The sequence below is a fragment of the Streptomyces sp. 135 genome (assembly GCF_020026305.1).
In the GTDB taxonomy this organism is placed as follows: Bacteria; Actinomycetota; Actinomycetes; order Streptomycetales; family Streptomycetaceae; genus Streptomyces.
On the sequence record NZ_CP075691.1, the window covers coordinates 1,178,889 to 1,200,838 of the forward strand.

General features: G+C 72.5%; 19 protein-coding genes and 3 pseudogenes. 12 read left to right on the forward strand and 10 right to left on the reverse strand.

The annotated features are described in order from the left end of the window. Positions 1–12: 12 nt before the first annotated feature. The 3 genes from KKZ08_RS05410 to KKZ08_RS05420 all read right to left on the reverse strand — a co-directional run bounded on the left by KKZ08_RS05410 (position 13) and on the right by KKZ08_RS05420 (position 1,518). Positions 13–420 carry a peptidoglycan-binding domain-containing protein gene (locus KKZ08_RS05410; protein ID WP_223773353.1) on the reverse strand — a complete coding sequence of 136 codons (408 nt, stop codon included), beginning with the start codon at positions 418–420 and terminating at the stop codon, positions 13–15. Between the two features lie 68 nt (positions 421–488). After that, positions 489–962, reverse strand: a complete 474-nt coding sequence (locus tag KKZ08_RS05415) for a hypothetical protein (protein ID WP_223773354.1) — start codon at positions 960–962, stop codon at positions 489–491. Between the two features lie 43 nt (positions 963–1,005). After that, positions 1,006–1,518, reverse strand: a complete 513-nt coding sequence (locus tag KKZ08_RS05420) for a hypothetical protein (protein ID WP_223773355.1) — start codon at positions 1,516–1,518, stop codon at positions 1,006–1,008. A gap of 260 nt (positions 1,519–1,778) precedes the next feature. On the opposite strand from KKZ08_RS05420, the gene KKZ08_RS05425 reads away from it, so the two are divergent. From KKZ08_RS05425 to KKZ08_RS05435, 3 genes are all read left to right on the forward strand, one after another. Next, positions 1,779–2,729 carry an AraC family transcriptional regulator gene (locus KKZ08_RS05425; RefSeq protein ID WP_223773356.1) on the forward strand — a complete coding sequence of 317 codons (951 nt, stop codon included), beginning with the start codon at positions 1,779–1,781 and terminating at the stop codon, positions 2,727–2,729. 161 nt (positions 2,730–2,890) lie between these two features. After that, positions 2,891–3,460: a dioxygenase gene (locus KKZ08_RS05430; protein WP_223778917.1), complete on the forward strand. Its 570-nt coding sequence runs from the start codon at positions 2,891–2,893 to the stop codon at positions 3,458–3,460. Between the two features lie 155 nt (positions 3,461–3,615). Next, entirely contained in the window at positions 3,616–5,127 is a 1,512-nt protein-coding gene (locus tag KKZ08_RS05435) for an FG-GAP-like repeat-containing protein (protein ID WP_223773357.1), read from the forward strand. A gap of 134 nt (positions 5,128–5,261) precedes the next feature. On the opposite strand, the gene KKZ08_RS05440 is transcribed toward KKZ08_RS05435, so the two are convergent. Together KKZ08_RS05440 and KKZ08_RS05445 are read right to left on the reverse strand one after the other, a co-directional pair. Next, positions 5,262–6,215, reverse strand: a complete 954-nt coding sequence (locus KKZ08_RS05440; RefSeq protein ID WP_223773358.1) for a GNAT family N-acetyltransferase — start codon at positions 6,213–6,215, stop codon at positions 5,262–5,264. Between the two features lie 663 nt (positions 6,216–6,878). Further along, positions 6,879–7,295, reverse strand: a complete 417-nt coding sequence (locus tag KKZ08_RS05445; RefSeq protein WP_223773359.1) for an ATP-binding protein — start codon at positions 7,293–7,295, stop codon at positions 6,879–6,881. A gap of 299 nt (positions 7,296–7,594) precedes the next feature. On the opposite strand from KKZ08_RS05445, the gene KKZ08_RS05450 reads away from it, so the two are divergent. The 4 genes from KKZ08_RS05450 (at position 7,595) to KKZ08_RS05465 (ending at position 11,893) form a co-directional block, all read left to right on the forward strand. After that, positions 7,595–9,115, forward strand: a complete 1,521-nt coding sequence (locus tag KKZ08_RS05450; RefSeq protein WP_223773360.1) for an MFS transporter — start codon at positions 7,595–7,597, stop codon at positions 9,113–9,115. 155 nt (positions 9,116–9,270) lie between these two features. Further along, on the forward strand, positions 9,271–10,584 hold the full coding sequence (locus KKZ08_RS05455) for a ricin-type beta-trefoil lectin domain protein (protein WP_223773361.1): 1,314 nt from the start codon (positions 9,271–9,273) through the stop codon (positions 10,582–10,584). 93 nt (positions 10,585–10,677) lie between these two features. After that, positions 10,678–11,160 carry an Lrp/AsnC family transcriptional regulator gene (locus tag KKZ08_RS05460; protein WP_223773362.1) on the forward strand — a complete coding sequence of 161 codons (483 nt, stop codon included), beginning with the start codon at positions 10,678–10,680 and terminating at the stop codon, positions 11,158–11,160. 46 nt (positions 11,161–11,206) lie between these two features. Next, entirely contained in the window at positions 11,207–11,893 is a 687-nt protein-coding gene (locus KKZ08_RS05465) for an HAD family phosphatase (protein WP_223773363.1), read from the forward strand. A gap of 261 nt (positions 11,894–12,154) precedes the next feature. Here KKZ08_RS05465 and aspA read toward each other — a convergent pair whose 3' ends face one another. Further along, entirely contained in the window at positions 12,155–13,570 is a 1,416-nt protein-coding gene (gene aspA, locus KKZ08_RS05470; RefSeq protein ID WP_223773364.1) for an aspartate ammonia-lyase, read from the reverse strand. Positions 13,571–13,696: 126 nt separating this feature from the next. Next, on the reverse strand, positions 13,697–14,722 hold the full coding sequence (locus KKZ08_RS05475) for an asparaginase (RefSeq protein WP_223773365.1): 1,026 nt from the start codon (positions 14,720–14,722) through the stop codon (positions 13,697–13,699). Positions 14,723–14,865: 143 nt separating this feature from the next. Between KKZ08_RS05475 and KKZ08_RS05480 the strand changes: the two genes are divergently transcribed. From KKZ08_RS05480 to KKZ08_RS05490, 3 genes and pseudogenes are all read left to right on the forward strand, one after another. Beyond that, the gene (locus KKZ08_RS05480) at positions 14,866–15,321 is read left to right on the forward strand and encodes an Lrp/AsnC family transcriptional regulator (RefSeq protein WP_223773366.1); all 456 of its coding nucleotides are present in this window, start codon (positions 14,866–14,868) and stop codon (positions 15,319–15,321) included. A 138-nt stretch (positions 15,322–15,459) separates the two neighbouring features. After that, positions 15,460–16,539, forward strand: coding sequence for a chitinase (locus KKZ08_RS05485; protein ID WP_223778918.1), 1,080 nt, complete (start codon positions 15,460–15,462; stop codon positions 16,537–16,539). Between the two features lie 53 nt (positions 16,540–16,592). Continuing rightward, a pseudogene (locus KKZ08_RS05490) lies at positions 16,593–17,272 on the forward strand (NAD-dependent epimerase/dehydratase family protein). Here the strand turns inward: KKZ08_RS05490 and KKZ08_RS05495 are convergent. Continuing rightward, the gene (locus KKZ08_RS05495) at positions 17,237–18,085 is read right to left on the reverse strand and encodes a lysophospholipid acyltransferase family protein (RefSeq protein ID WP_223773367.1); all 849 of its coding nucleotides are present in this window, start codon (positions 18,083–18,085) and stop codon (positions 17,237–17,239) included. The pseudogene KKZ08_RS05490 and the gene KKZ08_RS05495 sit on opposite strands and share 36 nt — an antisense overlap. Continuing rightward, positions 18,082–18,831 carry a GNAT family N-acyltransferase gene (locus KKZ08_RS05500; RefSeq protein ID WP_223773368.1) on the reverse strand — a complete coding sequence of 250 codons (750 nt, stop codon included), beginning with the start codon at positions 18,829–18,831 and terminating at the stop codon, positions 18,082–18,084. The genes KKZ08_RS05495 and KKZ08_RS05500 overlap by 4 nt, the downstream gene beginning before the upstream one ends. A gap of 337 nt (positions 18,832–19,168) precedes the next feature. Between KKZ08_RS05500 and KKZ08_RS05505 the strand changes: the two genes are divergently transcribed. Then, entirely contained in the window at positions 19,169–20,365 is a 1,197-nt protein-coding gene (locus KKZ08_RS05505; RefSeq protein WP_223773369.1) for a CaiB/BaiF CoA-transferase family protein, read from the forward strand. Continuing rightward, a pseudogene (locus tag KKZ08_RS05510) lies at positions 20,362–21,390 on the forward strand (acyl-CoA dehydrogenase family protein); the annotation flags it as partial. The gene KKZ08_RS05505 and the pseudogene KKZ08_RS05510, both read left to right, overlap by 4 nt. Positions 21,391–21,429: 39 nt before the next feature. Here the strand turns inward: KKZ08_RS05510 and KKZ08_RS05515 are convergent. Beyond that, positions 21,430–21,939, reverse strand: a pseudogene (locus KKZ08_RS05515) (YbaK/EbsC family protein); the annotation flags it as partial. Positions 21,940–21,950 lie beyond the last annotated feature (11 nt).

Sequence of the window (21,950 nt, forward strand, 5' to 3'; positions counted from 1 at the left end):
CTGCTGGGTTCGCTACGGGTGCAGCGCCGCCCACGTGTTGGGGCCGACGAAGCCGTCGGCGGTCAGGCCGACGCTCTGCTGGAAGTTCTTGACCGCGGCCAGGGTGGCGTCGCCGAAGATCTTGTCGATGGCGACGTTCTTGTAGCCGTACACCTTGTTCAGGATGCACTGGAGGTGACCGACGGCGTCGTTCGCGTGGCCCTTGCCGAGTTCGGGGTGGGTGCCGGTGTACGGGCAGTGGCGCCACTCGCCGTTGGTGGCCTGCTTGGTCCCTATGTCGCGGGCGGCGGCCGTGCCGCTGTCCTTCGCGGACGGGCCGGCCCCGGCGAGCGCCACGGCGGGCCCGGTCAGCAGCGCACAACCGAGCAGTGTGGCGGCGAGCGTACGGACACGGATACGTCGGCTGGATCGTGAAGTCACGGTGAACCTTCTCCCGAGCGGTGGTGGGACGTACGTGAACGTGCGTACGTGGAAAGGAGCGGGGCTGATCAGAACCAGGGGCAGCGGGGCAGCCCGGGGTAGGGGTGCTTCTGGGTCTGCACGACCTTGGCCGGCACCATGCCCCAGCCCTTGATGCCGGGCAGGCTCACGACTTCGTCGCTCTGCGTGTAGTACCAGATCTTGTTCCCGTCGGGCGCGGCGTCGCCCTCGGTCCAGCACACGAACCAGCTCGGTGAGAACTTGAGGCGGCCGGTGACCGGCGCGTTGAACGCGGGGCGGCCGAAGGCGTCGGAGGCGAGGTTGTCGCAGTACAGGTCCAGGCTGAAGTAGTTCCCCAGCGTGTCCTTGTGCGGCTGGTTCTGCCGCAGCGAGCAGGTGGCCGCCGCGTCGGCCGAACCGGCGCGGGGCGCGGAGGGGCTCGCCTGGGCGGCGGCCGGGGCGAGCGCCGCGGTCAGGGCCAGGCTGAGCGCGGCGCCCGCGAGGGCCGCGCGTCGCTTTCCGTGGGGCGTGGTGGGGCGCATGCTCGCAACTCCAGGGGTCCGGAGGGTCGGCGGTGTCAGTCGCTCATGACCAGGTGCACTGCTTGAGGCCCGGTACCGGGTGCGTGGCGGCGGAGAGTTCGGCGGCCGGGAGATAGCCCCAGCCCTTGGCCGTCCTGCTGCCGGAGACCGTGTCGCCCTGCGTGTAGTACCAGATGTCCCCGCCCTGGTACGGGCTGCCGCGCTTCCAGCAGACGAACCAGCTGGGCGAGAAGTCGATCTGGCCGTTCACCATGCTGTCGGTGGTCGACTGCACCCGGATCGAGCCGGTGTTGTGCGAGCAGACCACGTCCCCGAGGAAGTGCATGCCGGTCCAGTCGGTGTGCCGGGCGTCGGCCCGCGTCTGGCAGGCCGCCGCGGTGGCCTGCGCGGACGCGGTGGCCTGCGAGGCCGGGGAGGCGGTCATGGCGGCGGCGCAGACGAGGGCGCCGGCGAAGGCCGCCCGCTTCCCGTGCCGGTGCCCGCTCGTGTGCCTGCTCTTGGGCGTGTCCCCGCTGCCGTTGCCGTTCCGAGCGCGTGCGAGTTTCCTGACGGCCATGTCTGCTGTCCCCCAGCGGCTTGGATCCGTGTCGTTCGCTTGCTTCCGGCTGTCAGGTCGCGCGGCCCCGGGCCGTTCACCCGGCTCCGGGTGGCTCGATCGGCTCCCTGCGGCTCCGATCGTGCCGAGCGGCGCTGACATGACTCTGACGTCGTCCGGCCGCCCGTGCCATCGTGGGAGAGCGGCTGGTCCGGACCAGCCTCCCGGTCGTGAGGACGGCGGCCGTGGCGGACGGCGCGTCGGGATGAGGAGCGTAACGCATGCGCGGCACAACGGTCTTGCCCGGCAAGGGGAACAACGGGGAGCCCGCCGGGGAGGGCATGCCCATGCACCGCCTGGAGGTGCCGATGCCCAACGCGCTGCCCTTCGCCATCGGCACGTTCGACACCATCGGGCCGATGTCGCGCGCGCCCTTCCCGCACCGGCACACCTTCCACGAGATCGTCCACGTCACCGGCGGCACCGGCAGACACGTCGTCGACCTGACGGGCTTCGCGCTGCGGCCGCCCAACCTGGGCTTCATCGCTCCCGGCCAGGTCCACCAATGGCAGGACGTCACCGGCCTGGAAGGCCGCGTCATCCTCTTCACCGACGATTTCCTCCTGGACCACCCCGCCGACCGGGAGGTCCTGCGGGCGCTGACGCGCCGCTCGTGGCTCGATCTGTCCGGCGAGGCCGCGGAGTGGACCGCGCGTCTCGTCGACGAGCTGGACGGCGAGTACCGCACGGGGGCGGAGGGTTTCCAGAGCGTGCTGCGGGCCCTGCTGCACGTCCTGGTGGTGCGGGCCGCGCGGCTGCCCGGGCGCCGGCCGGCGGCCGCACCACCCCGGTCACGGCCCGGCTCGGTGGCGGAGGAGTTCGTGACGCTGCTCGCCACCCCGGAGGGCACCCCGCCGTCGGTGCGGACCTGCGCGGAGCACCTGGGCGTCTCGGTCAGCTACCTCAGCGAGGCGGTGAAGGCGTCCACCGGCCGCACGCCCGGCGAGCTGATCCGGCAGGCCCGCGTGCATGAGGCCAAACGGCTCCTGCTGCGTACGGAGTTGTCTGTGCGTCAGATAGCGGGGCGGGTCGGGTTCGGGGACCCGGCGTACTTCTGCCGCTTCTTCCGCCGGGAGACCGGGGCGAGCCCCGGGGACTTCCGCCGTGGCGGTGGCGATATTCACCACGACCACCGGCTCCCGTCCATCGCCCGGCACCGCTCCCCCGCATAACTTCATAGCCGATCCGGAACCCACCCCACCCTTCAGGAGCAGCGATGGACGACGAGATCGGCACGGGCGACAGTGGCGGCACCGGGGACGGCGGTCCCGCGCGGCCGCGCGGAAAGGGGCCCAGCCGCAAGACCGTCCTGAGGGCCGCCGCCGCGGTCGGCATGGCCGTCCCGGTGAGCCTCATGGGCGTTCCCGCGCTGGCCCGTACCGCCGGTGAGCGGGGCGAGGCGCCGACGGTGACCCCGTCCTGCGACGACGGCGACGACCCGACGCCGCCGCAGATGGAAGGGCCGTACTTCAAGCCGAACTCCCCGCGCCGCACCTCGCTGATCCAGGCGGGCACGCCGGGGACGCGGCTCACCGTCACCGGGTACGTCTTCGGGCGCGCCTGCCGCCCGATACCGCAGGTCCTGCTGGACTTCTGGCAGGCCGACGCCTACGGGACCTATGACAACGTGGGGTTCCGTTTCCGTGGGCACCAGTTCACGGACGCGTCCGGCGCCTTCCGGCTCACCACGGTCGTGCCGGGCCTCTACCCCGGGCGCACCCGCCATCTGCACGTCAAGGTGCAGGCCCCGGGGCGGCCGGTGCTCACCACGCAGTTGTACTTCCCCGGCGAGCCGCGCAACAACACGGACCCCATCTTCGACGCCCGGCTGCTCATGAACGTACGTACCGTCGGGAACGCGAAGGAGGCCGACTTCGACTTCGTCCTGAACGTGCCCCAGTAACGCGCGGGGCCGCCCCCGTACAACCTTCCCGCACGGTCGCAGGTCACATGACCGGCCGGGTGTGAACCAGCGGATGACTCGCAGTGAACAGCGGGGAACCACACGTGGTCTCACCTCCCGAGCCGCTCAACTGAACCTTGACCAAGGGAAGTCGTATGTCGCGCGTCCGTCGCACCGCTCGTCTCACCATGCCCGTGATCGCCGCCTCCTTGCTGGTGGGCGGCGGCCTTACCGCCCTCACCCTCGGGCAGGGCACCGCCCGTGCCGCCGCTCCCGCCGCCGATGCCGGGCGCGCGGGGGCCGCGGCGAAGGCGACGGACGACTTCAACGGCGACGGGTACGGCGACCTGGTCGTCGGCGCCCCGGGCGGTACGGTCTCCGGCCAGGCCAAGGCCGGGTACGTGGTGGTGACGTACGGGGCGAAGGACGGCCTCGACCCGGCCCGCAAGAAGGTCATCAGCCGCTCCACGAGCGGGGTGCCCGGCGCGGCCACCGCCAAGCAGGAGTTCGGGAGGTCGTTCACCAAGGGCGACCTGGACCACGACGGCTACACCGACCTGGTCATCGGTGTCGCCAGCAGGAGCTCCGCCGCGGGCGCGGTGGTCCTGTGGGGCTCCGCATCCGGCCTGACCGGCGGCACGAAGATCGCCACCCACGGGTTCGCCCCGCAGGCCGGTGACTTCGACGGCGACGGCACCACCGACCTCGCCCTGTTCTCCGGGGCGGGTTACTACGGGGACGACCCGGTCGGCCAGCAGGCCCGCCTCTGGAAGGGCCCCATCGCGCGGACGGGCACGCCGGCCGAGACCCTCAACTTCATGGACAAGTCGCAGTGGTGGGACTACGACAGCGAGCAGCGCCCCGACCCGACCTGCGCCGACCGGGACTGCATCGACGGCCCCGGCTCCGTGCAGGGCCCGGTCGTCCCCAAGGCCGTCGGTGACATCAACGGCGACGGCCGCGCCGACATCGCCATGAACGACTACTACGGTGACGGCGAGTGGGACAACAGCATCCTGTACGGCACCCCGACCGGCTTCAAGCGCGGCCGGGCGACGGGCTCGGCCGGTGAACTGGGCATCGGTGACATCAACGGCGACCGCTACGACGACCTGGTGATCGGCGACGACGAATACGAGCCGGGGGTCGTGGTCGCCTTCGGCTCGGCCGACGGCCTCACGGCGCGGACGCAGGGGTTCGACCAGGGCCTGCCGGGCGTGCCCGGCGCGGAGGAGGACGGGGACGCCTTCGGCCACGCGATCGCCGTCGGCGATGTGACGGGTGACGGATACGCCGACATCGCGGTCGGTGTCCCCGGCGAGGACGTCGGCACCGTCGCCGACGCGGGCTCGGTCGTGCTGGTGCGCGGCAGCGCCGGTGGCGTGACCGGCTCCGGGGCCCAGGCCTTCCACCAGAACACGGCGGGCGTGCCCGGCGTCGCCGAGAAGGGCGACGGGTTCGGGGCGAAGACCGCGCTGCTCGACGTCACCGGTGACGGCCGCGCCGACCTGGCCGCCGCCTCCGTCCAGGAGAACGTCAAGGCCGGCGCGGTGTGGTCGCTGCGCGGCACGTCCACGGGCCTGACCGCCACGGACTCCGTCGCCTTCGGGCCCAAGGACGTCGAGGCGCCGAACACCGCGGCGCTCTTCGGCAGCGCGCTGCGCTGATCCCCGCGCGGGGACGGTCGGTCACGGCCCGGCCCGAGACCTCCCCTGTGGGTCTCGGACCGGGCCGCGGTTCTTGTGGGCGGTCGGCTTCTTGGCGGCGGTCGACTCCTGCGCCGTGGTCGGCTCCTTGGCCGTCAGGCCGGGCGGGTCAGCTCCCAGGTGTCGACGGCGAAGTCGAGGGCCATGCCGTGCCGCTCGTACAGTGCGAGGGCGCCGCTGCTGTTGTCCGTGTCGACACCGAGGCCGATCCGGTCGCGGCCCAGCGCCGCGTAGTGCCCGAAGGCGTGGCGCAGGAGGTGGCTGCCGATGCCACGGCCGCGGGCCTCGGTCAGGACGCCTATGTTGCCGATCCAGGCCATCGACGCGCGGTCGTTGTGGGTGCGCAGCACGGCCGCGTCGCCGATGCCGTCGACGTGGGCGATCCAGATCAGTGACCAGTCGACACGCTCGGCGTCGATGTCGTCGAGCCACTGCGTGTACGTACGCGGCTGGAAGTCGAAGTGCTCTGCGAAGCACTCCTGGAGCAGCCGGTGGGCGCGCCGCCGGTCCTCTTCTTCCGAGCAGTCCCGCAGCGTCACGCCGTCCGGCGCCTTCGGCAACTGGTCCGCTGCCGGGTCCAGGTGACGTGCCATCACGTTGTAGCGGCGAACGGGACGCCAACCCCGGTCGCGCAGTGCCGACAGGTCCATGGTGGGCGTGATGTTGAGGTGCAGGTGCAGCACCGCGCGGTTGGCTCCGTTGGCCGCGGCGCGCTGTGCGGCGCGGTCCTCCATCAAGTCGAAGAGATGCAGGGCGCCTTCGGGCCGGCCGGGCAGCACGTAGTGGTCGACGTCGATCCGCTCGCCGCCCGACTCGTCCCACAGCAGGGCGTACCCGATGAGCCGCTCGCCCTCGAACAGCAGCCAGGAGTCCCGCTCCAGGTCCACTTCGGGGTGCTTCAAGTCGGCCTGCACTTCGGCGAGTTCGGTGTCCGCGCGGCCGATCTCCAGCAGATCGACCTCATTGAGCAGCGCGCACACCGCCGCCGCGTCACCGAGCGTCGCGGCCCGCACGGTCAGGCCGGTGGGCGGGGTGAGAGACGTGGTCATGGGCCCACTGTCCGACGCGGCGCCCTTCGACCGCAACGGACTTTTTCGCGGCGGCGGCTTGTCGGGGGTGCGGGTCGTGGCGGTCGCCCCTGGGGCGCGGGGCCCCTCCCGGGCGCGGTGGCGCGGCGCGGACACCGGTGAAGCCGCCGGCGAGGTGGTCGGTGAGGGCAGCCAGGGCCGCCGCGGGCGGCAGACCGGCGGCCGGGGCCGCGCGGAGGCGGGCGGAGGGCCCTCCCACGTACACGGCGACCCGGACCGCATCGGCACACGCGAAGATAGACGGCGAACCCTCCCACGTACGCGGTGACGCGGACCGCGTCGGCGTGTTCGTCCACGCCGGGCGCACCGCGCGGCGCCCCTTGGCGTTCGCCCAGCGCCTCGGCGACCTGGACCCGGGTCCGGTTCGGCGCGGAGGCCTTGATTACGCCGGTGCGGGGCGGGTCGGCCGCGCGCCCGGCGAAGGCTAGTGCCACCCGCCGCCAGCCCTGGCCGGGCGCGCCGCCCAGCCCCCCCCCTCACGACCGCCGCACTCGCCGCGTCACGCTGCTCGCGGCGATGCGCGGCGCCCACACCGTACGCACCCCGCAGACCACCCCCGCCGGACAGTCGACCCGCCCTCCGCCGCGCCGGGGCGCACGGAGCCGCCGGGTCCGCCCGGATCCCTCAGGCCAGTACCGCCCGCACCGTCTTGCCGCCCTGCCGCGCGGTCACCACCTCCAGGCGGTGGGCGAGCTGGCGGACCAGGGCCAGGCCCCGGCCGTTCTCCCGTTCGCCGCTCGGCTTGCGCAGGCGCGGGCGGGCCGGGCTCGTGTCGTACACCTCCACGGTCACCCGGTCACCGGAGACCTCCACGCGCAGGCGGCAGCCGCCTCGCGCGTGCTGGACGGCGTTGGAGACCAGCTCGGAGACGACCAGCGCGACGTCGTGCACGCGCTCGGCGGTCACCTGGTTCTTACGACGGTGCGGCCTGGCCAGAAACGCGCAGGTCAGCCTCCGTGCCCGGCCCGCCGAGGCGGCCTCCTGCGGCAATGCGTACTCGACTCGTGCGGTGGACCTATGGGCGCGCTGCTGCGCACGCATGCCAACTCACATCCCCTCCCTGGACAACCGATACACCCGCGATCACTGTCGCCACCGGGGCCACGGCGTGTCTTGCGCGACCGGTCCTGCCCCACGGTGATGCCCCCTCGGACTGATCGCCAACCAGCCCGTCCACCGGGCCCTACGGCAGAAGGCGGAGACGTCCCGGCAGCCCCGCGCGCACCCCGCGCCGCCGCCCCCACCTCTCGTCATCACCTGCCTCACCCTCCATCCTCATTGGACACCTCTACGTCCCGTGTGAGACGTTGTTGTCTCATTCGAACTTGGAGTGTCCCATCATGACCCCGCAGCGTGACTCACGACGCTGGGCCGTCCTCGCGATCCTCTCCGGCAGCCTGCTGCTGATCGCGATGGACACCACGATCCTGAACGTCGCCTTCCCGTCCCTCGTCGCCGATCTGCGGCCCAGCTCCGTACAGCAGCTGTGGATCATTGACATCTACGCCCTCGTGCTCTCCGGGCTCCTGGTCACGGCGGGCGCCCTCGGCGACCGGTGGGGACGCAAGCGACTGCTGCTCATCGGCTTCGGCGTGTTCGCCCTCGCCTCGCTGCTCGCCGTCTTCGCGACCGCCGCCTGGCAGGTCATCGCCGCCCGCGCACTGCTCGGCGCCGGTGGCGCGGCGATCATGCCCGCCACCCTGTCGATCCTGCGGCACGTCTTCACCGACGCCCGCGAGCGCGCCCTCGCGTACGCGGTGTGGTCCGCTGTCTTCGGTGGCGGCATGGCGCTCGGCCCCGTCGTCGGCGGGCTCCTCGTGGAGCACGACGGCTGGCACTCCGCGTTCCTGATCAACATCCCCGTCGCGCTGGTCGTCATCGCGCTCGGCCTGTGGATCCTGCCCGAGTCGCACCAGCCCCGGCAGGGCCGCTGGGACTGGTGGGGCGTGGGCCAGTCCGTCCTCGGCATGCTCGCCCTGGCGGGTGGCATCAAGCAGCTCGGCAAGGGCGGCCCGGCCGACCCCGTGGCCTGGACGCTGCTCGTCGTGGCCGCGGTGACGCTCACCGTGTTCGTCCGCCGCCAGCTGCGTCTGGAGCACCCGCTGCTCCAGGTACGTCTCTTCGCCTCCCGGCCGTTCGCCATCGCCGCGGCCTCGATCTTCCTCGGCATGATCGCGCTGGGCTCGGCCCTGTTCCTCATCACCCAGTGGTTCCAGTACGGGCAGGGCTACACGCCCCTGGAAGCGGGCATCCACCTGCTGCCCGCGCCGCTGGGCCTGGTGCTGACCTCGCTGCTCACGCCGATGCTGATGCACCGGCTGCCGATCCGGCACATCATGGGCGGCGGCTTGCTGATGATGACGGCGGGCCTCGCCCTGCCGTGGCTGCTCCAGCTGTCGGCGCCGCTCGGCTACGGCGGGATCGCCGTGGCGCTGGCCGTGCTCGGCTGCGGCGTCGGCATCGCGACGACCGCCGCGTCCGTGACGCTGATGGCCGCCACCCCGGCGAAGGACGTCAGCGGTGCCGCGGCCGTCGAGGAGACCTGCTACGAACTCGGCGCCGCCATGGGCGTGGCCATCCTCGGCAGTGTCGCCACGGCGCTGTACCGCGTGAACCTCCCCGACCTCGGCCTCTCGGACGACACCGCATCGGCCGTGAGCGACTCCATCGGTGAGGCCGCACGCGTGGCGTCCGAGCTGACCGGGCCGGCGGGCGACGCCCTGCTGACGGGGGCCGCCGACGCGTTCACCTCCGGGATGACACCGACGTTCCTGATGGCGGCGGCGCTGCCGCTGGCCGCCGCGGCGCTCACCTGGGCGAAGATCCCGAAGGGCCTGCGCCCGACGGAGGACGCGCACTGAACGACGCCTCCGCCGGAGGCCAACTGACACCACCCGCCCCGTACTTCACGCCTATCATCTGTTCGGCTCATCTGTTCGACCCCGGGCGCCCCAGTGGCGGGCCCCGGGGTCGACACATGGTCGGCACATCTCTTCAGTGAGAGGACAACGGGGACTTGAGCTCGATACGCAAGCGCGGCGCCCGCAGGCGCCGCACCGCCATGGCCGTCGTGGGTGCCGCGGCGGCCGCCGTGGCGGGGCTGCAACTGTCGCCCAGCGCGTTCGGCACCGGCGACGCAGGCGACGTAGGGGGCACCGACACGAAGAACCCGAAGGAGCGGGCGTCCGCGCGCGCCGACTTCGGTACCTCCACGACCGACGGGACGCGCTTCGAGGACGGCGTCATGACCCTGAAGCCGGCGGCCTCCGCGGCCTCGTCCCGGCGCGCCGCGGCCGCCGCCCCGCACGGCGAGGGGTGGAAGTCCGGCGGCGCCGCCAAGTACCTCGGCACCGGCTACACCATCAAGTTCTACGACAAGAAGTCCGCCGCCTGGCTGGCCCCCTACGTGCGGCGCTCGGCCGCGGACCTGCGGCGCGTCACCAGCCTGCCCGTCACCGTCGACACCACGCCGGTGGGCTGGGACCACGTCCGGTCCAAGGGCGAGATCGTCATCGGCCTGCTGCACCGCCCCTGCGTCCCGCCCGCCCCCGGCGGCGACGCCGGCTGGAAGGTCGTCCGCGACGGCTCCGGCAGCAAGAACCTCAGCTGCGGGTTCTACGCCTCCTCCGTCGCCGACACGGTGACCAGCGGTCACGCGTACATCGACGACGAGTTCTTCACCGCCGACGGCAAGGCCGCGCCCTCCATGGGCGAGACCTACCTGCGCAACCACATCAGCCACGAACTCGGGCACACCATGGGCCTCGACCACGCCAACCGCAGCGCGGCGCGCGGCGATTGCGTCAAGGGCAGCGACTCCGGCCAGTTCCCGGTGATGTGCACGCCGACCAACGCCTACCAGGACAAGCGCGCGGGCACCTACGTGCAGCAGTACGACGTACAGGGCCTGCGCCACCTGGCCCGTGGCGGCGGCGCCGCGCTGCCCCCGCAGGGCAGGATCACCGGGCTCGGCGGCAAGTGCCTCGACGTCAAGGGCGGCAAGGCCGCCAACGGCACGCAGATCCAGCTCTACACCTGCAACGGCGGTGTCGCGCAGTCCTGGATCCTCCAGAAGGACCGCACCTTCCGCGCGCTCGGCAAGTGCCTGGACAACCACCGCAACGCGAGCACCAACGGCAACAAGATCAGCCTCCGTGACTGCGACGGCGGCGCGTCCCAGCGCTGGTCGGTCAGTGCCAAGGGCCAGATCGTGCACGTCGCGTCCGGCAAGGTCCTGGACGTGACGGGCGGCTCCACCGCCGACAGCACCAGGATCCAGCTGTACACGGCGAACACGAACAAGCGCCAGGTCTGGGTCACCCCGAAGTAGCGCCGGGCGGGGCCGGGCATTTGCGTCGCGGGCGGGGCCCAGCGGCTACAGTCACCAGCGATCAGCCCCGCCCACCTGGGAGAACCTCGCACCATGGCCGTCGACGAACTCGACACCCGCATCCTGCGGCTGCTCCTCGAACAGCCCCGCACCAGCCTGCGCGAGTACGCGCGCGTCCTCGGCATCGCCCGCGGCACCCTCCAGGCCAGGCTCGACCGCCTGGAGCGGGACGGCGTGATCACGGGCACGGGCCCGTTCCTCTCCCCGGCGGCGCTCGGCCACCCGGTGCTCGCCTTCGTCCACATCGAGGTCACGCAGGGGTACCTGGACGAGGTGGGCGACGCGCTCGCGGCGGTGCCCGAGATCATCGAGGCGCACTCGATCACGGGCGGCGGCGATCTGCTGACCCGCGTCGCGGCACGGGACAACGGCCATCTCGAAGACGTGATCCAGCAGCTGATCAAGCTGCCGGGCGTGGTCCGCACGCGGACGGAGATGGCGCTGCGGGAGCGGGTGCCGCACCGCCTGCTCCCGCTGGTCGAGTCGGTGGGCCGGGCGGCCGCGGCGCGGAAGTGAACCCCGCCGCACGGCGCCGACCTGGGCGTTTGGCATCCTGGAGGGCATGCGCGACTTCGGGAACACCTCGGTCATCTTCGATCTCGACGGCACCCTCGTGGACAGCGAGCCGAACTACTACGAGGCGTCCCGGGCCCTGCTCGCCGAGTACACCGGCCGGGAGTACACCTGGGCCGACAACGAGCAGTACGTGGGCATCAGCTCCCACGAGACGCTCGCGCGGTGGCGGCGGGAGTACGGCATCGACGCCTCCGTGGCCGAGCTGATCGCCGACCTCGACCGCCGCTATCTGGAGCTGGCGCGCGCCGGGACGCACGTCTACCCGCAGATGCGCAAGCTCGTCGAGCGGCTGCACGAGGCGGGCATACCGATGGCCGTGGCGTCCGGTTCGTCCCGGGCGGCCATCGAGGCGATCCTCGCCGGTACGGGCCTGGACACCTGGCTGACCACGCTCGTCTCCGCCGAGGAGGTGCCGCGCGGCAAGCCGGCGCCGGACGTGTTCCTGGCGGCGGCCGCGCTGCTGGGCGCGGAGCCCGCGGAGTGCGTGGTCTTCGAGGACGCGGCGCCGGGCGCGGCGGCGGCACGGGCGGCGGGCATGCGGTGCGTCGCGGTCCCCTATGTCGCCGCCCACGCCGACGACCCGGCGTTCGCGGACGCGGAGCTGCTGTTCCGGGGCGGTCAGAGCGAGTTCACGGCGCAGGCGGCGCTGGACGTGCTGATGCCGTCCCGTTGAGCCGTCGGCCGGTCGGGGCTCAGTCGCCGGTCCCCGGCATGTCGACGTAGCCGAGCCGCCGGTTCATCTGGACGGCGGCCGCGTTCACCGGGTGATGGAAGGTCCGGACCTTGTCCACGCCGCGGGGACCGGATACCGCCGCTCCGGCAGCGCTCCAGGTACTGCTCGAAGCGTGCCGCGCCGAAGGCGGCCGCGTCGAGTTCCAGCTCGACCCAGCGATCCGCCGTGGCGCTGCCCCCTCTTGGTGTCCCGGCCACCCTCTCAGGCGGCGCCGGCCACCCGCTCGGGGGTCAGCAGCTCCGCGAGCCGCTCCGGCGGCAACAGCCCCTTCTCCAGGACCAGTTCGGCCACGCCCCGCCCCGTGCTCAAGGCCTCTCGCGCGATCGCCGTCGCGGCGGTGTAGCCGATGTGCGGATTGAGCGCGGTCACCAGGCCGATGGACGTCTCCACCGAGGCGCGCAGCACCTCGGTGTTGGCGGTGATGCCCTCCACGCAGCGCTCGGCGAGGGTCAGGCAGGCCGCGCGCAGCGACGTGATGCTCTTGGCGAGCGAGTGCAGGATGACCGGCTCGAAGGCGTTGAGCTGGAGCTGGCCCGCCTCGGCGGCCATGGTGATGGTGACGTCGTTGCCGATGACCTCGAAGGCGACCTGGTTGACGACTTCGGGGATGACCGGGTTGACCTTGCCCGGCATGATGCTCGAACCGGCCTGCACGGGCGGCAGGTTGATCTCGTTGAGCCCGGCGCGCGGGCCCGACGAGAGCAGCCGCAGGTCGTTGCAGCTCTTCGAGAGCTTGACGGCGATCCGCTTCAGGACGCCGGACAGGTGCACGAAGGCGCCGCAGTCCTGGGTGGCCTCGACGAGGTTGGCGGCGGTCACGAGCGGCATGCCGGTGATGTCGGCGAGGTGGCGGCGGGCCGTCTCGGCGTATCCGGCGGGGGCGTTGAGGCCGGTGCCGATGGCGGTGGCGCCGAGGTTGATCTCGTGGAGCAGCTCGACGGCCTCGGCGAGCCGCATGCGGTCCTCGCCGAGCATCACGGCGTACGCGGAGAACTCCTGGCCGAGCGTCATCGGCACCGCGTCCTGGAGCTGCGTACGCCCCATCTTCAGGACGTCGCGGAACTCCAGCGCCTTCGCCGCGAACGCGTCCTGTACGACCGCCATGGCGCGCAGCAGGCCGTGCGCCGCGCTGATCGTCGCGACCTTCACGGCGGTCGGGTAGACGTCGTTGGTGGACTGGCTGAGGTTGACGTCCTCGTTGGGGTGCAGGTGCTCGTACGCGCCCTTGGGGTGGCCGAGGAGTTCGAGGGCGCGGTTGGCGACGACCTCGTTGGCGTTCATGTTGGTGGAGGTGCCCGCGCCGCCCTGGATGACGTCGACGACGAACTGGTCGTGCAGGCGCCCCGCGCGGATCTCCCGGCAGGCGGCGGCGATGACGTCGGCCTTGGCCTTGGCGAGCAGCCCCAGCTCCTCGTTGGCGCGCGCGGCGGCTTCCTTCACGGCGGCGAGGGCGTCGATGAGCTGCGGGTAGACGGAGATGGGGATGCCCGTGATGGGGAAGTTCTCCGTGGCGCGCAGGGAGTGGATGCCCCAGTAGGCGTCGGCGGGGACGTCGCGATCACCGAGGAGGTCGTGCTCGTGACGGAGGGCGGGGACGGAGGCGGAGGCGGCGGTCATGGCGCTGTTCTTTTCAGTCGTACGGGGGGGGAAGTGAAAGCCCCTTCAGGGGCGCGGGGCAGTGACATGTGCGGCTTCCGCCGCGCGGGCGCGACCAGTCACAAACCGGCCCGCAGCCAAATCCGCTCAGGCAGCCGCAGCCGCAACCTCGGCCACGGCCCCTGCCCCACCGACAACCCTCCGCAGAACCCCCACCCGCTCCTCCCGCCCGGAGGCGGAAAGCAGCGCCGCGAGCACCGCCGTACGCGCCTGCCCGGCACGCAACGTACCGGTCAGAACCGCCCCGGCGGCCGCGAGGTCAACGGCCCCGCCGTGCGTGTAGATCTCGGTGACGGGACCCGCGGGGACCCGGGTGGTGAGGGCAACGAGCACGCCCCGCTCCACGGCTCCGGCGACGGCGGTGACGAACTCGGGGGTCGCGTTGCCCGCCCCGGTGGCGACGAGCACGATGCCCTGCGCACCGGCCCCGACCGCCGCCTCCAGGAGCAGCGGGTCGGCGTCGACGTGGTGCATGACCATGTCGACGCGCGGCACGGCAACGCCGGCCGCGGGCAGCGGCAGCGGCTCGGGCCGCTCCGGGCGGTGCGCTACCGAGACCTTGCCGAAGCCGACCTTGCCCACGCGCGGCCCCGAGGGGTCGGCGAAGGCGTCGGCGGCGAGGGTCTGCGTCTTCACGGTGCCGCGCGCGGCGTGCACCTTGCCGTCGAAGACGACCAGGACCCCGAGGTCGCGCACGGTCGCGGCGGTGAGCAGCGCGTCGTACAGATTGCCGGGTCCGTCGCCGTCCTCGGCGCCGAGCGGCTTCTGGGCGCCGGTGAGGACCACCGGGCGGGAGTCGTGGTGGTGGAGGTCGAGCAGGAAGGCGGTCTCCTCCAGGGTGTCCGTGCCGTGGGTGACGACGATGCCGTCGACGCCGGGGTCGGCGAGCACCTCGTGCACGGTGCGCAGCAGGGTGAGCTGCTGGGCGGAGGTCAGCCGCGGGCTGTTCACGTTGAACAGATCGATGACCTCGGAGGTGATGTCGTGGGGTATCGCGGCCGTGGCGAGCACCTCGCGCCCGGGGGCGTCGGCGGCGAAACCGGTGCCCTGCCACCGGCTGGCGATCGTCCCGCCGGTGCTGATGACGACGATCCGTCGCGCCTGTGCTTCCACGTCTGCGTACCTCCCGGAGATCCCGAGGACGATCAAGCCCCCCGAGCGGCGGGCATCCTCGGCGCAACGATAGTTCGAACACCGCGCAATGTGTTTGCCCAAATCCCCGTGCGCAGCGCCATTTAGGGGTGGATAATTGCGCCATGGACGAGATCGATCGCAATATCTTGCGTGAGCTCCAGAAGGACGGCCGGCTCACCAACCAGGAGCTGGCCCAGCGGGTCGGCCTGAGCGCGTCGCCGTGCATGCGGCGGGTGCGTCAGCTGGAGCTGGACGGTGTGATCCAGGGGTACCGCGCGGTCGTGGACCCCGAGGCGGTCGGCCGGGGCTTCGAGGTGCTCGTCTCCATCGAGGTGCGGCGGGACCGCGAGACGGTCGAGGCGTTCGAGGCGGCACTCCAGGAGATCCCGGACGTCATCGAGGCGTACCGCCTGTTCGGGAGCCCCGGCTGCCTGCTGCGCATCGCCGTGGAGGACCTCGCCGCGTACGAGCGCCTGTGGATCGAGCGGCTCACGGCGCTGGCGGGGGTCACTGAGGTCAATTCGCAGATCATCATGAAGCGGATCAAGGAACCCGAGGGTCTGCCGGTGGACGGCTGACCAAGAAGCACACCCGCTCCCCCAACTCCCCTTTGGTACAGACCTATTGACGACAGGTCTGGACTTTCCTACTGTGACGCTTCGCACACGCACGCCTCCTCGCCCCCAGTCCTCCCTCTCCCCAAGGAGCACAGCGTGATCGGTCGGACGTTACGCCTGCTGGGGGCCTCCCTGGCCCTGGCCTGTGCCGCACAACTGCCGGCCGCCGCGGCGGCCCCCTCCACACCCCTGGCGGATACCTGCGCGGTCAAGTCGAAGCCGGCGGGGAAGGTGCTCCAGGGCTACTGGGAGAACTGGGACGGCGCGGCCAACGGCGTGCACCCGCCCTTCGGCTGGACCCCGATCACCGACTCCCGCATCCGCGAACACGGCTACAACGTGATCAACGCGGCCTTCCCCGTGATCCGTTCCGACGGCACCGTCCTGTGGGAGGACGGCATGGACGCGACGGTCAAGGTCGCGACGCCCGCCGAGATGTGCCAGGCCAAGGCGGCCGGCGCGACGATCCTGATGTCCATCGGCGGTGCGACGGCCGGGATCGACCTGAGCTCCAGCAGGGTCGCCGACCGTTTCGTCGAGACGATCGTGCCGATCCTGAAGAAGTACAACTTCGACGGCATCGACATCGACATCGAGACCGGCCTCGTGGGCAGCGGCAACATCAACCAGCTCTCCCCCTCCCAGGCCAACCTCGTCCGCATCATCGACGGCGTCCTCGCCCGGATGCCCGCGAACTTCGGCCTGACCATGGCCCCCGAGACGGCGTACGTGACGGGTGGCAGCGTCGTCTACGGCTCGATCTGGGGCGCGTACCTGCCCATCATCAAGAAGTACGCGGACAACGGCCGCCTGTGGTGGCTCAACATGCAGTACTACAACGGCAGCATGTACGGCTGCTCCGGCGACTCCTACTCCGCCGGCACCGTCCAGGGCTTCACCGCCCAGACCGACTGCCTCAACAAGGGCCTGGTCATCCAGGGCACCACCATCAAGGTCCCCTACGACAAGCAGGTCCCGGGACTCCCGGCCCAGCCGGGCGCGGGCGGCGGTTACATGTCCCCGAACCTGGTGGCCCAGGCGTGGAACACGTACAACGGCGCCCTCAAGGGCCTGATGACGTGGTCGATCAACTGGGACGGCTCGAAGGGGTGGACGTTCGGCGACAACTTCAAGCGGATCGCGGCTCCGGCGGCGCCCGCGGTTCTTACGGACCGGTGACGTGACCGCCCGGCACCGCCGGGACCAGGGGCGGCCCGGCTGGCGTGGGGCGCATGCGTGTACTGGTCACCGGCGGTGCCGGGTTCATCGGGTCCCAGATCTGCGAGGCGCTCGCGGGGCGCGGGCACGAGGTCGTCGTGCTGCTCGCCGCCATGGCCGAGGCGGGGGTGGGCGACCTGGTGCTCGCCGACTCTGTGGTGATGTACGCCGAGGGCCGCTACACCTGCCCCCGGCACGGCGCCGTCCGGCCGGGGCCGCGTGAGCCCGGCCGACCTGGGCGCGGGCCGGTTCGAGCCCCGTTGTCTTTCCTGCGGCGCCCGAGGACGGGGGCCGGCTCAGGGACTTCGTCCACGTACGCGATGTCGCGGCCGCCGGTGTCATGGTCCTGGAGGCGGTGCGGGAGCGCGCGGCGGGATCCTGCACCGCGTACGACACGGGCAGCGGGCAGCCGCACTCGGTCGGCGAGCCGGCCGCCGCCCATGGCGGGCCGCTCCCGGTGGTGACCGGGGAGTACCGGCTCGGCGACGTACGCCATGTCAGCGCGCCGCGCGCACTCGTGGTCGCCGACCTGTCCGGCATGAGCAAGGCGGAGACGGAACGCATCTGGCTGCCGTTCGCCACGCTGCTCCTGCCCGCCGCGGCGCTGCTTCCCGGCCGGGGCGCATGGTACTGGCTCGCGGCCCAGGCCGGGCTCGCCCTACTGGGCAACCATCTGCTGCTCAGGGGCTGGTGAGGGCACGGCCCCGCCGCTGACGGCCAGGTGCGCGGCGGCGGCCAGCTCCCGCCGGTCGGTGCCCCGCAGCGGGGCGTGCGCCGTGATCCGCGCGCTCAGGCCCCGGGCGGCGGCCACGCGGCGCAGCGAGGCGGTGAAGTCCTCGTCGCCGAGGAAGGCGGCCGTGGTGCTGGGGGCGCCGCCCTGCCGGTAGGTGACCGTCACCGGGCGCACGGGGGCGCCTGCGTCGGCCGCGGCCTGGAAGGCGGCCCGCCGGAAGCGCCCGCCCGCCGCGGAGCACCAGGTCGTCGCCTGCGGAAAGACCAGGACGGAGGTGCCGCCGCGCAGGCACGCAGACAACGCCCGCACGTCACAGGGAAGTTGACGAGGGCTTCCGTCCCGGTCGATGAACAGCGTGCCGGCGCGCCGGGCCAGCGTGCCGATGAGCGGCCAGCGGCTCACCTCCCGTTTGGCGAGGACGCGCACGGGCTCGACCGCGAGCAGGGCGACGACGTCCAGCCAGGAGATGTGGTTGGCCACGACCAAGGTGCCCACGCCGGAACCGTCCGGCACACTCAGCCGCCCCGCGAGCTCCGCACCGAGCCGCTCGCTGCCCCCCACCGCCACCCGCACCCCGAGCGCGGAGAGCACCGCACGCGCCTCCCCGCGCAGCACGCGAGGCTCCGCGAGCCGGTCGCCCCGCGCGGCGGCCCGCGTCAGGACGTACGTCAACGCCGCGTACCGCCGCGCCAGTTCGCCCACCGGCACGCGCGCCTCCGGGGCGGCGGCACAGCTCGCCGGACAGCCGCGGTCGAGCGCCCAGGGGCTCGTCACGCGCCCTCGCCCAGGAAGTAGCGGCGGTGCCGTGCGCTGAGCCGCTCGGTGTCGAGGAGTACGAAGAAGTCCGCGACGTCGAACTGCGGATCGTGGGCGGGGGCTCCGCACATCCACGCGCCGAGGCGGAGGTAGCCGCGCAGCAGGGGCGGCAGGTCGGCGTAGGCGGGGCGTTCCGGGGCGGGGGCCGTGGGGGTCCAGGGGCGCCGGGGGTGCACGCGCAGCTCGGGGGGCGCGGCGTGCTTGGCGGTGCCGAGCAGCCAGGCGCTGGACGCGGCCCGCCCGCCGTCGGCCAGCGGCACGGAGGCGCAGCCCGCCAGGTGACGGTGGCCGGAGAGCAGGACGTAGCGGGCCAGCGCGGACCACATGAGGTTGATGACGGCCCCGGAGCGGTGGTCGGGGTGGACGCAGGAGCGGCCCGCCTCGACGGTCGAGGACCGCAGGCGGCCGAGGGCGCGCAGGTCGAACTCGCGGTCGGAGTAGGAGTGTTCGGTGCGCCCGGGGGGAAGCAGCCGGTAGGTGCCGACGATCTCTCCGGTCGAGGTGTCGGTGACGATGAGGTGGTCGGCGAGGTCGTCGTAGGCGTCGACGTCGTGGCCGGGCAGCGGTGTGTCGAGCGCCGCGCCCATCTCTTCGCCGAACACGCGGTGGCGCAGGCGCTGGGCGGCCCTGATCTGTTCGGTGGTGTCCGCGAGGGAGGTGACGTATGAGCTGGTGACCGTCGAAACGAGGGATGTCGAGGGCATGACACTTCCGTTCTCGGTTCGTGGGATGAGCACAGAGGGGAGAGGAGGACGACGGGGGACGGGGGGACGCTTGCTGGCGGACCGTTCGCCGCGGTGAGCGCCGCGGCACGTTCAGCACGGTGACGGCACCGGCTGAACTTCGCGCTTCAGGCGCGCGTCGGCCGTACGTCCGGCGCGCGTCCAGAACGGGCAGGGGGCCTCACCCGGGCCACCGGCACTCCCCGCCGACCGCCGACCGCCGAGCGTCCCCCGCCATACGGCCTCTTCCGGCCGCCGCGGCGCTCGCCCCGGGCGGCCCCCATTGACCCGCCCCCAGGTCAGGCCGTACAAACGCCGCATGCCACCTCCCCTCCCCCTCGCCGATATCACCGTCGTCAGCCTTGAGCAGGCCGTCGCCGCGCCCTTCGCCACCCGGCAGCTCGCCGACCTGGGCGCGCGCGTCATCAAGGTCGAGCGGCCCGGCGGCGGTGACTTCGCGCGGCGGTACGACACCACGGTGCACGGCCAGGCCAGCTACTTCGTCTGGCTCAACCGCTCCAAGGAGTCCCTCACCCTCGACCTCAAGTCGGAGCGCGGCAGGCAGCTCTTGGAGGAGCTGCTCGCGGGGGCGGACGTGTTCGTGCAGAACCTCGCCCCGGGGGCCGCCGCCCGCATGGGTCTCGGCGCCGAGGAGCTCCAGGCGCGCCACCCCTCCCTCATCCCCTGCACCGTCAGCGGGTACGGCACGGACGGCCCCTGGGCGGACCGCAAGGCGTACGACCTGCTCGTGCAGTGCCAGACGGGGTTGCTCCAGCTCACCGGCACCCCGGACGAGGCGGTGCGCGTGGGCATCTCCGTGGCCGACATCGCGGGCGGGATGTACGCGTACAGCGGCATCCTGTCGGCCCTGTTCACGCGGGCGACGACCGGGCGCGCGCCGGCCGTGGAGGTCTCCCTCTTCGACGCGCTCGCCGAGTGGATGAGCCAGCCCGCCTACTACACGCGGTACGGCGGCACCCAGCCGCCCCGCGTCGGCGCCCGGCACGCGACGGTCGCGCCGTACGGCCCGTTCACCGCGTCCGACGGCAAGGACGTCCTGCTGTCCGTGCAGAACGAACGCGAGTGGGCCGCGCTCTGCGGGGAGTTCCTCGGCCGTCCCGCGCTGGCCGACGACCCGCGGTTCGCCACCGGCTCCGACCGCGTGGCGCACCGGGAGGCCCTGGACGCCATCATCGCCGTACGCTTCGGCGAACTCGGCGGCGACGAGGCGATGAAGCTGCTCGACCGGGCGGGCATCGCCAACGCGGGCGTCAACTCGGTCCATGAGTTCCTCGACCACCCCGTGTTGACCGAGCGCGGACGCTGGCAGGACGTACGGGTGCCGGGGGCGCCGTCGCCCGTCCAGGCGCTGCTGCCGCCCGCGGACCTCTCCGGCGTGGCCCCGCGGATGGACCCGGTGCCGGCGGCGGGCGAGCACACCGAGGCGATCCTCGCCGAGCTGGGGCGCGGCCCGGACGAGATCGCCCGGCTGCTCGCCGAGGGGGTCTGCCGGTGAGCGCCCTGGACACCCTCCCGCCCGACGAGCAGCTGGCCGTCACGACCGTGCGGGACTTCGTCGACCGCCATGTCAGGCCTGCCGTACGGGAGTTGGAGCACTCCGACACCTACCCTGAGGCGCTCATCGAGAAGATGAAGGAGCTCGGCCTCTTCGGGCTCGCCGTCCCCGAGGAGTACGGCGGCACGCCCGTCTCCACCTCCTGCTACGTCCTGGTCACCGAGGAGCTGGCGCGCGGCTGGATGAGCCTGGCGGGTGCGATGGGCGGCCATACGGTCGTCGCGAAGCTGCTCTCGCACTTCGGCACCGACGCGCAGAAGCGGCGCTGGCTGCCCCGCATGGCCACGGGCGAGGTGCGCGCGACGGCGGCGCTGACCGAGCCGGGCGGCGGCTCCGACCTCCAGGCGCTGCGCACGGTCGCGCGCCGCGACGAGGACGGCGGCGGGTACGTGATCGACGGCGCGAAGACCTGGATCACCAACTCCCGCCGCTCCCAGCTGGTCGCGCTGCTCTGCAAGACGGACCCGGACGCGCGGCCCCGCCATCGCGGCATCTCCGTCCTGCTCGTCGAGCACGGTCCCGGCCTGACCGTCTCCCGCGACCTGCCGAAGCTCGGCTACAAGGGCGTGGAGAGCTGCGAGCTGGCCTTCTTCGACTACCGCGCACCGGCCGACGCGCTGCTCGGCGGCGTCGAGGGCAAGGGTTTCGGGCACATGATGAAGGGCCTGGAGACCGGGCGGATACAGGTCGCCGCCCGCGCGCTCGGCGTGGGGCGGGCCGCGTTCGAGGACGCGCTGCGCTACGCCCAGGAGCGCGAGTCGTTCGGCGTGCCGATCTGGCGGCACCAGTCCATCGGCAACTACCTGGCCGACATGGCGACTTCGCTCTCCGCCGCCCGCCAGCTCACCCTGCACGCGGCCCGGGAGGCCGACGCGGGACGACGCGTCGACATGGAGGCAGGCATGGCCAAGCTGTTCGCGTCGGAGACGGCCATGCGGATCGCGCTGGACGCGGTCCGCATCCACGATACACCGAACAACGACTCCGACCCCCGCTTGAGCGACGAAGGCCTTGCCCGGCACGATCAGCTTGCCCCGGCGGCGGCCGCTGCCGACGAGGACGTGCGGCAGATCGGCGACGACGGCGTCGACCAGCAGCGGCCACGTGGCGGGCAGCCCGATGGGCGTGATGCCGCCGTACTCCATGCCGGTCTCCCCGGTCGCCGTCTCCATCGGCGCGAACGAGACCTTGCGCGCCCCGAGTTGACGGCGGACGACGCCGTTGACGTCCACACGCGTCCCGGACAGCACGACACACGCGGCGAGCGTGGTCTCGCCGCCGCGTTTGCCCGCGACGACGACGCAGTTGGCGGACTGGGAGAGCAGTTCGGGGCCGTAGTGCTCCAGGAAGGTGGCGGTGTCGGCCCACTCCGGTTCGGTGTCGACGTGGATCAGCTCGTCGGCCGGGACGGGTCCGCTCCAGCCGCGTACGGCTTCCGCGACGGGCGCGACCAGCAGGTCGAGGACCTCGGGGGCGGGGTGGACGACGTCGAAATCACCGAGAGGAGCACGCATGGCGGCACGGT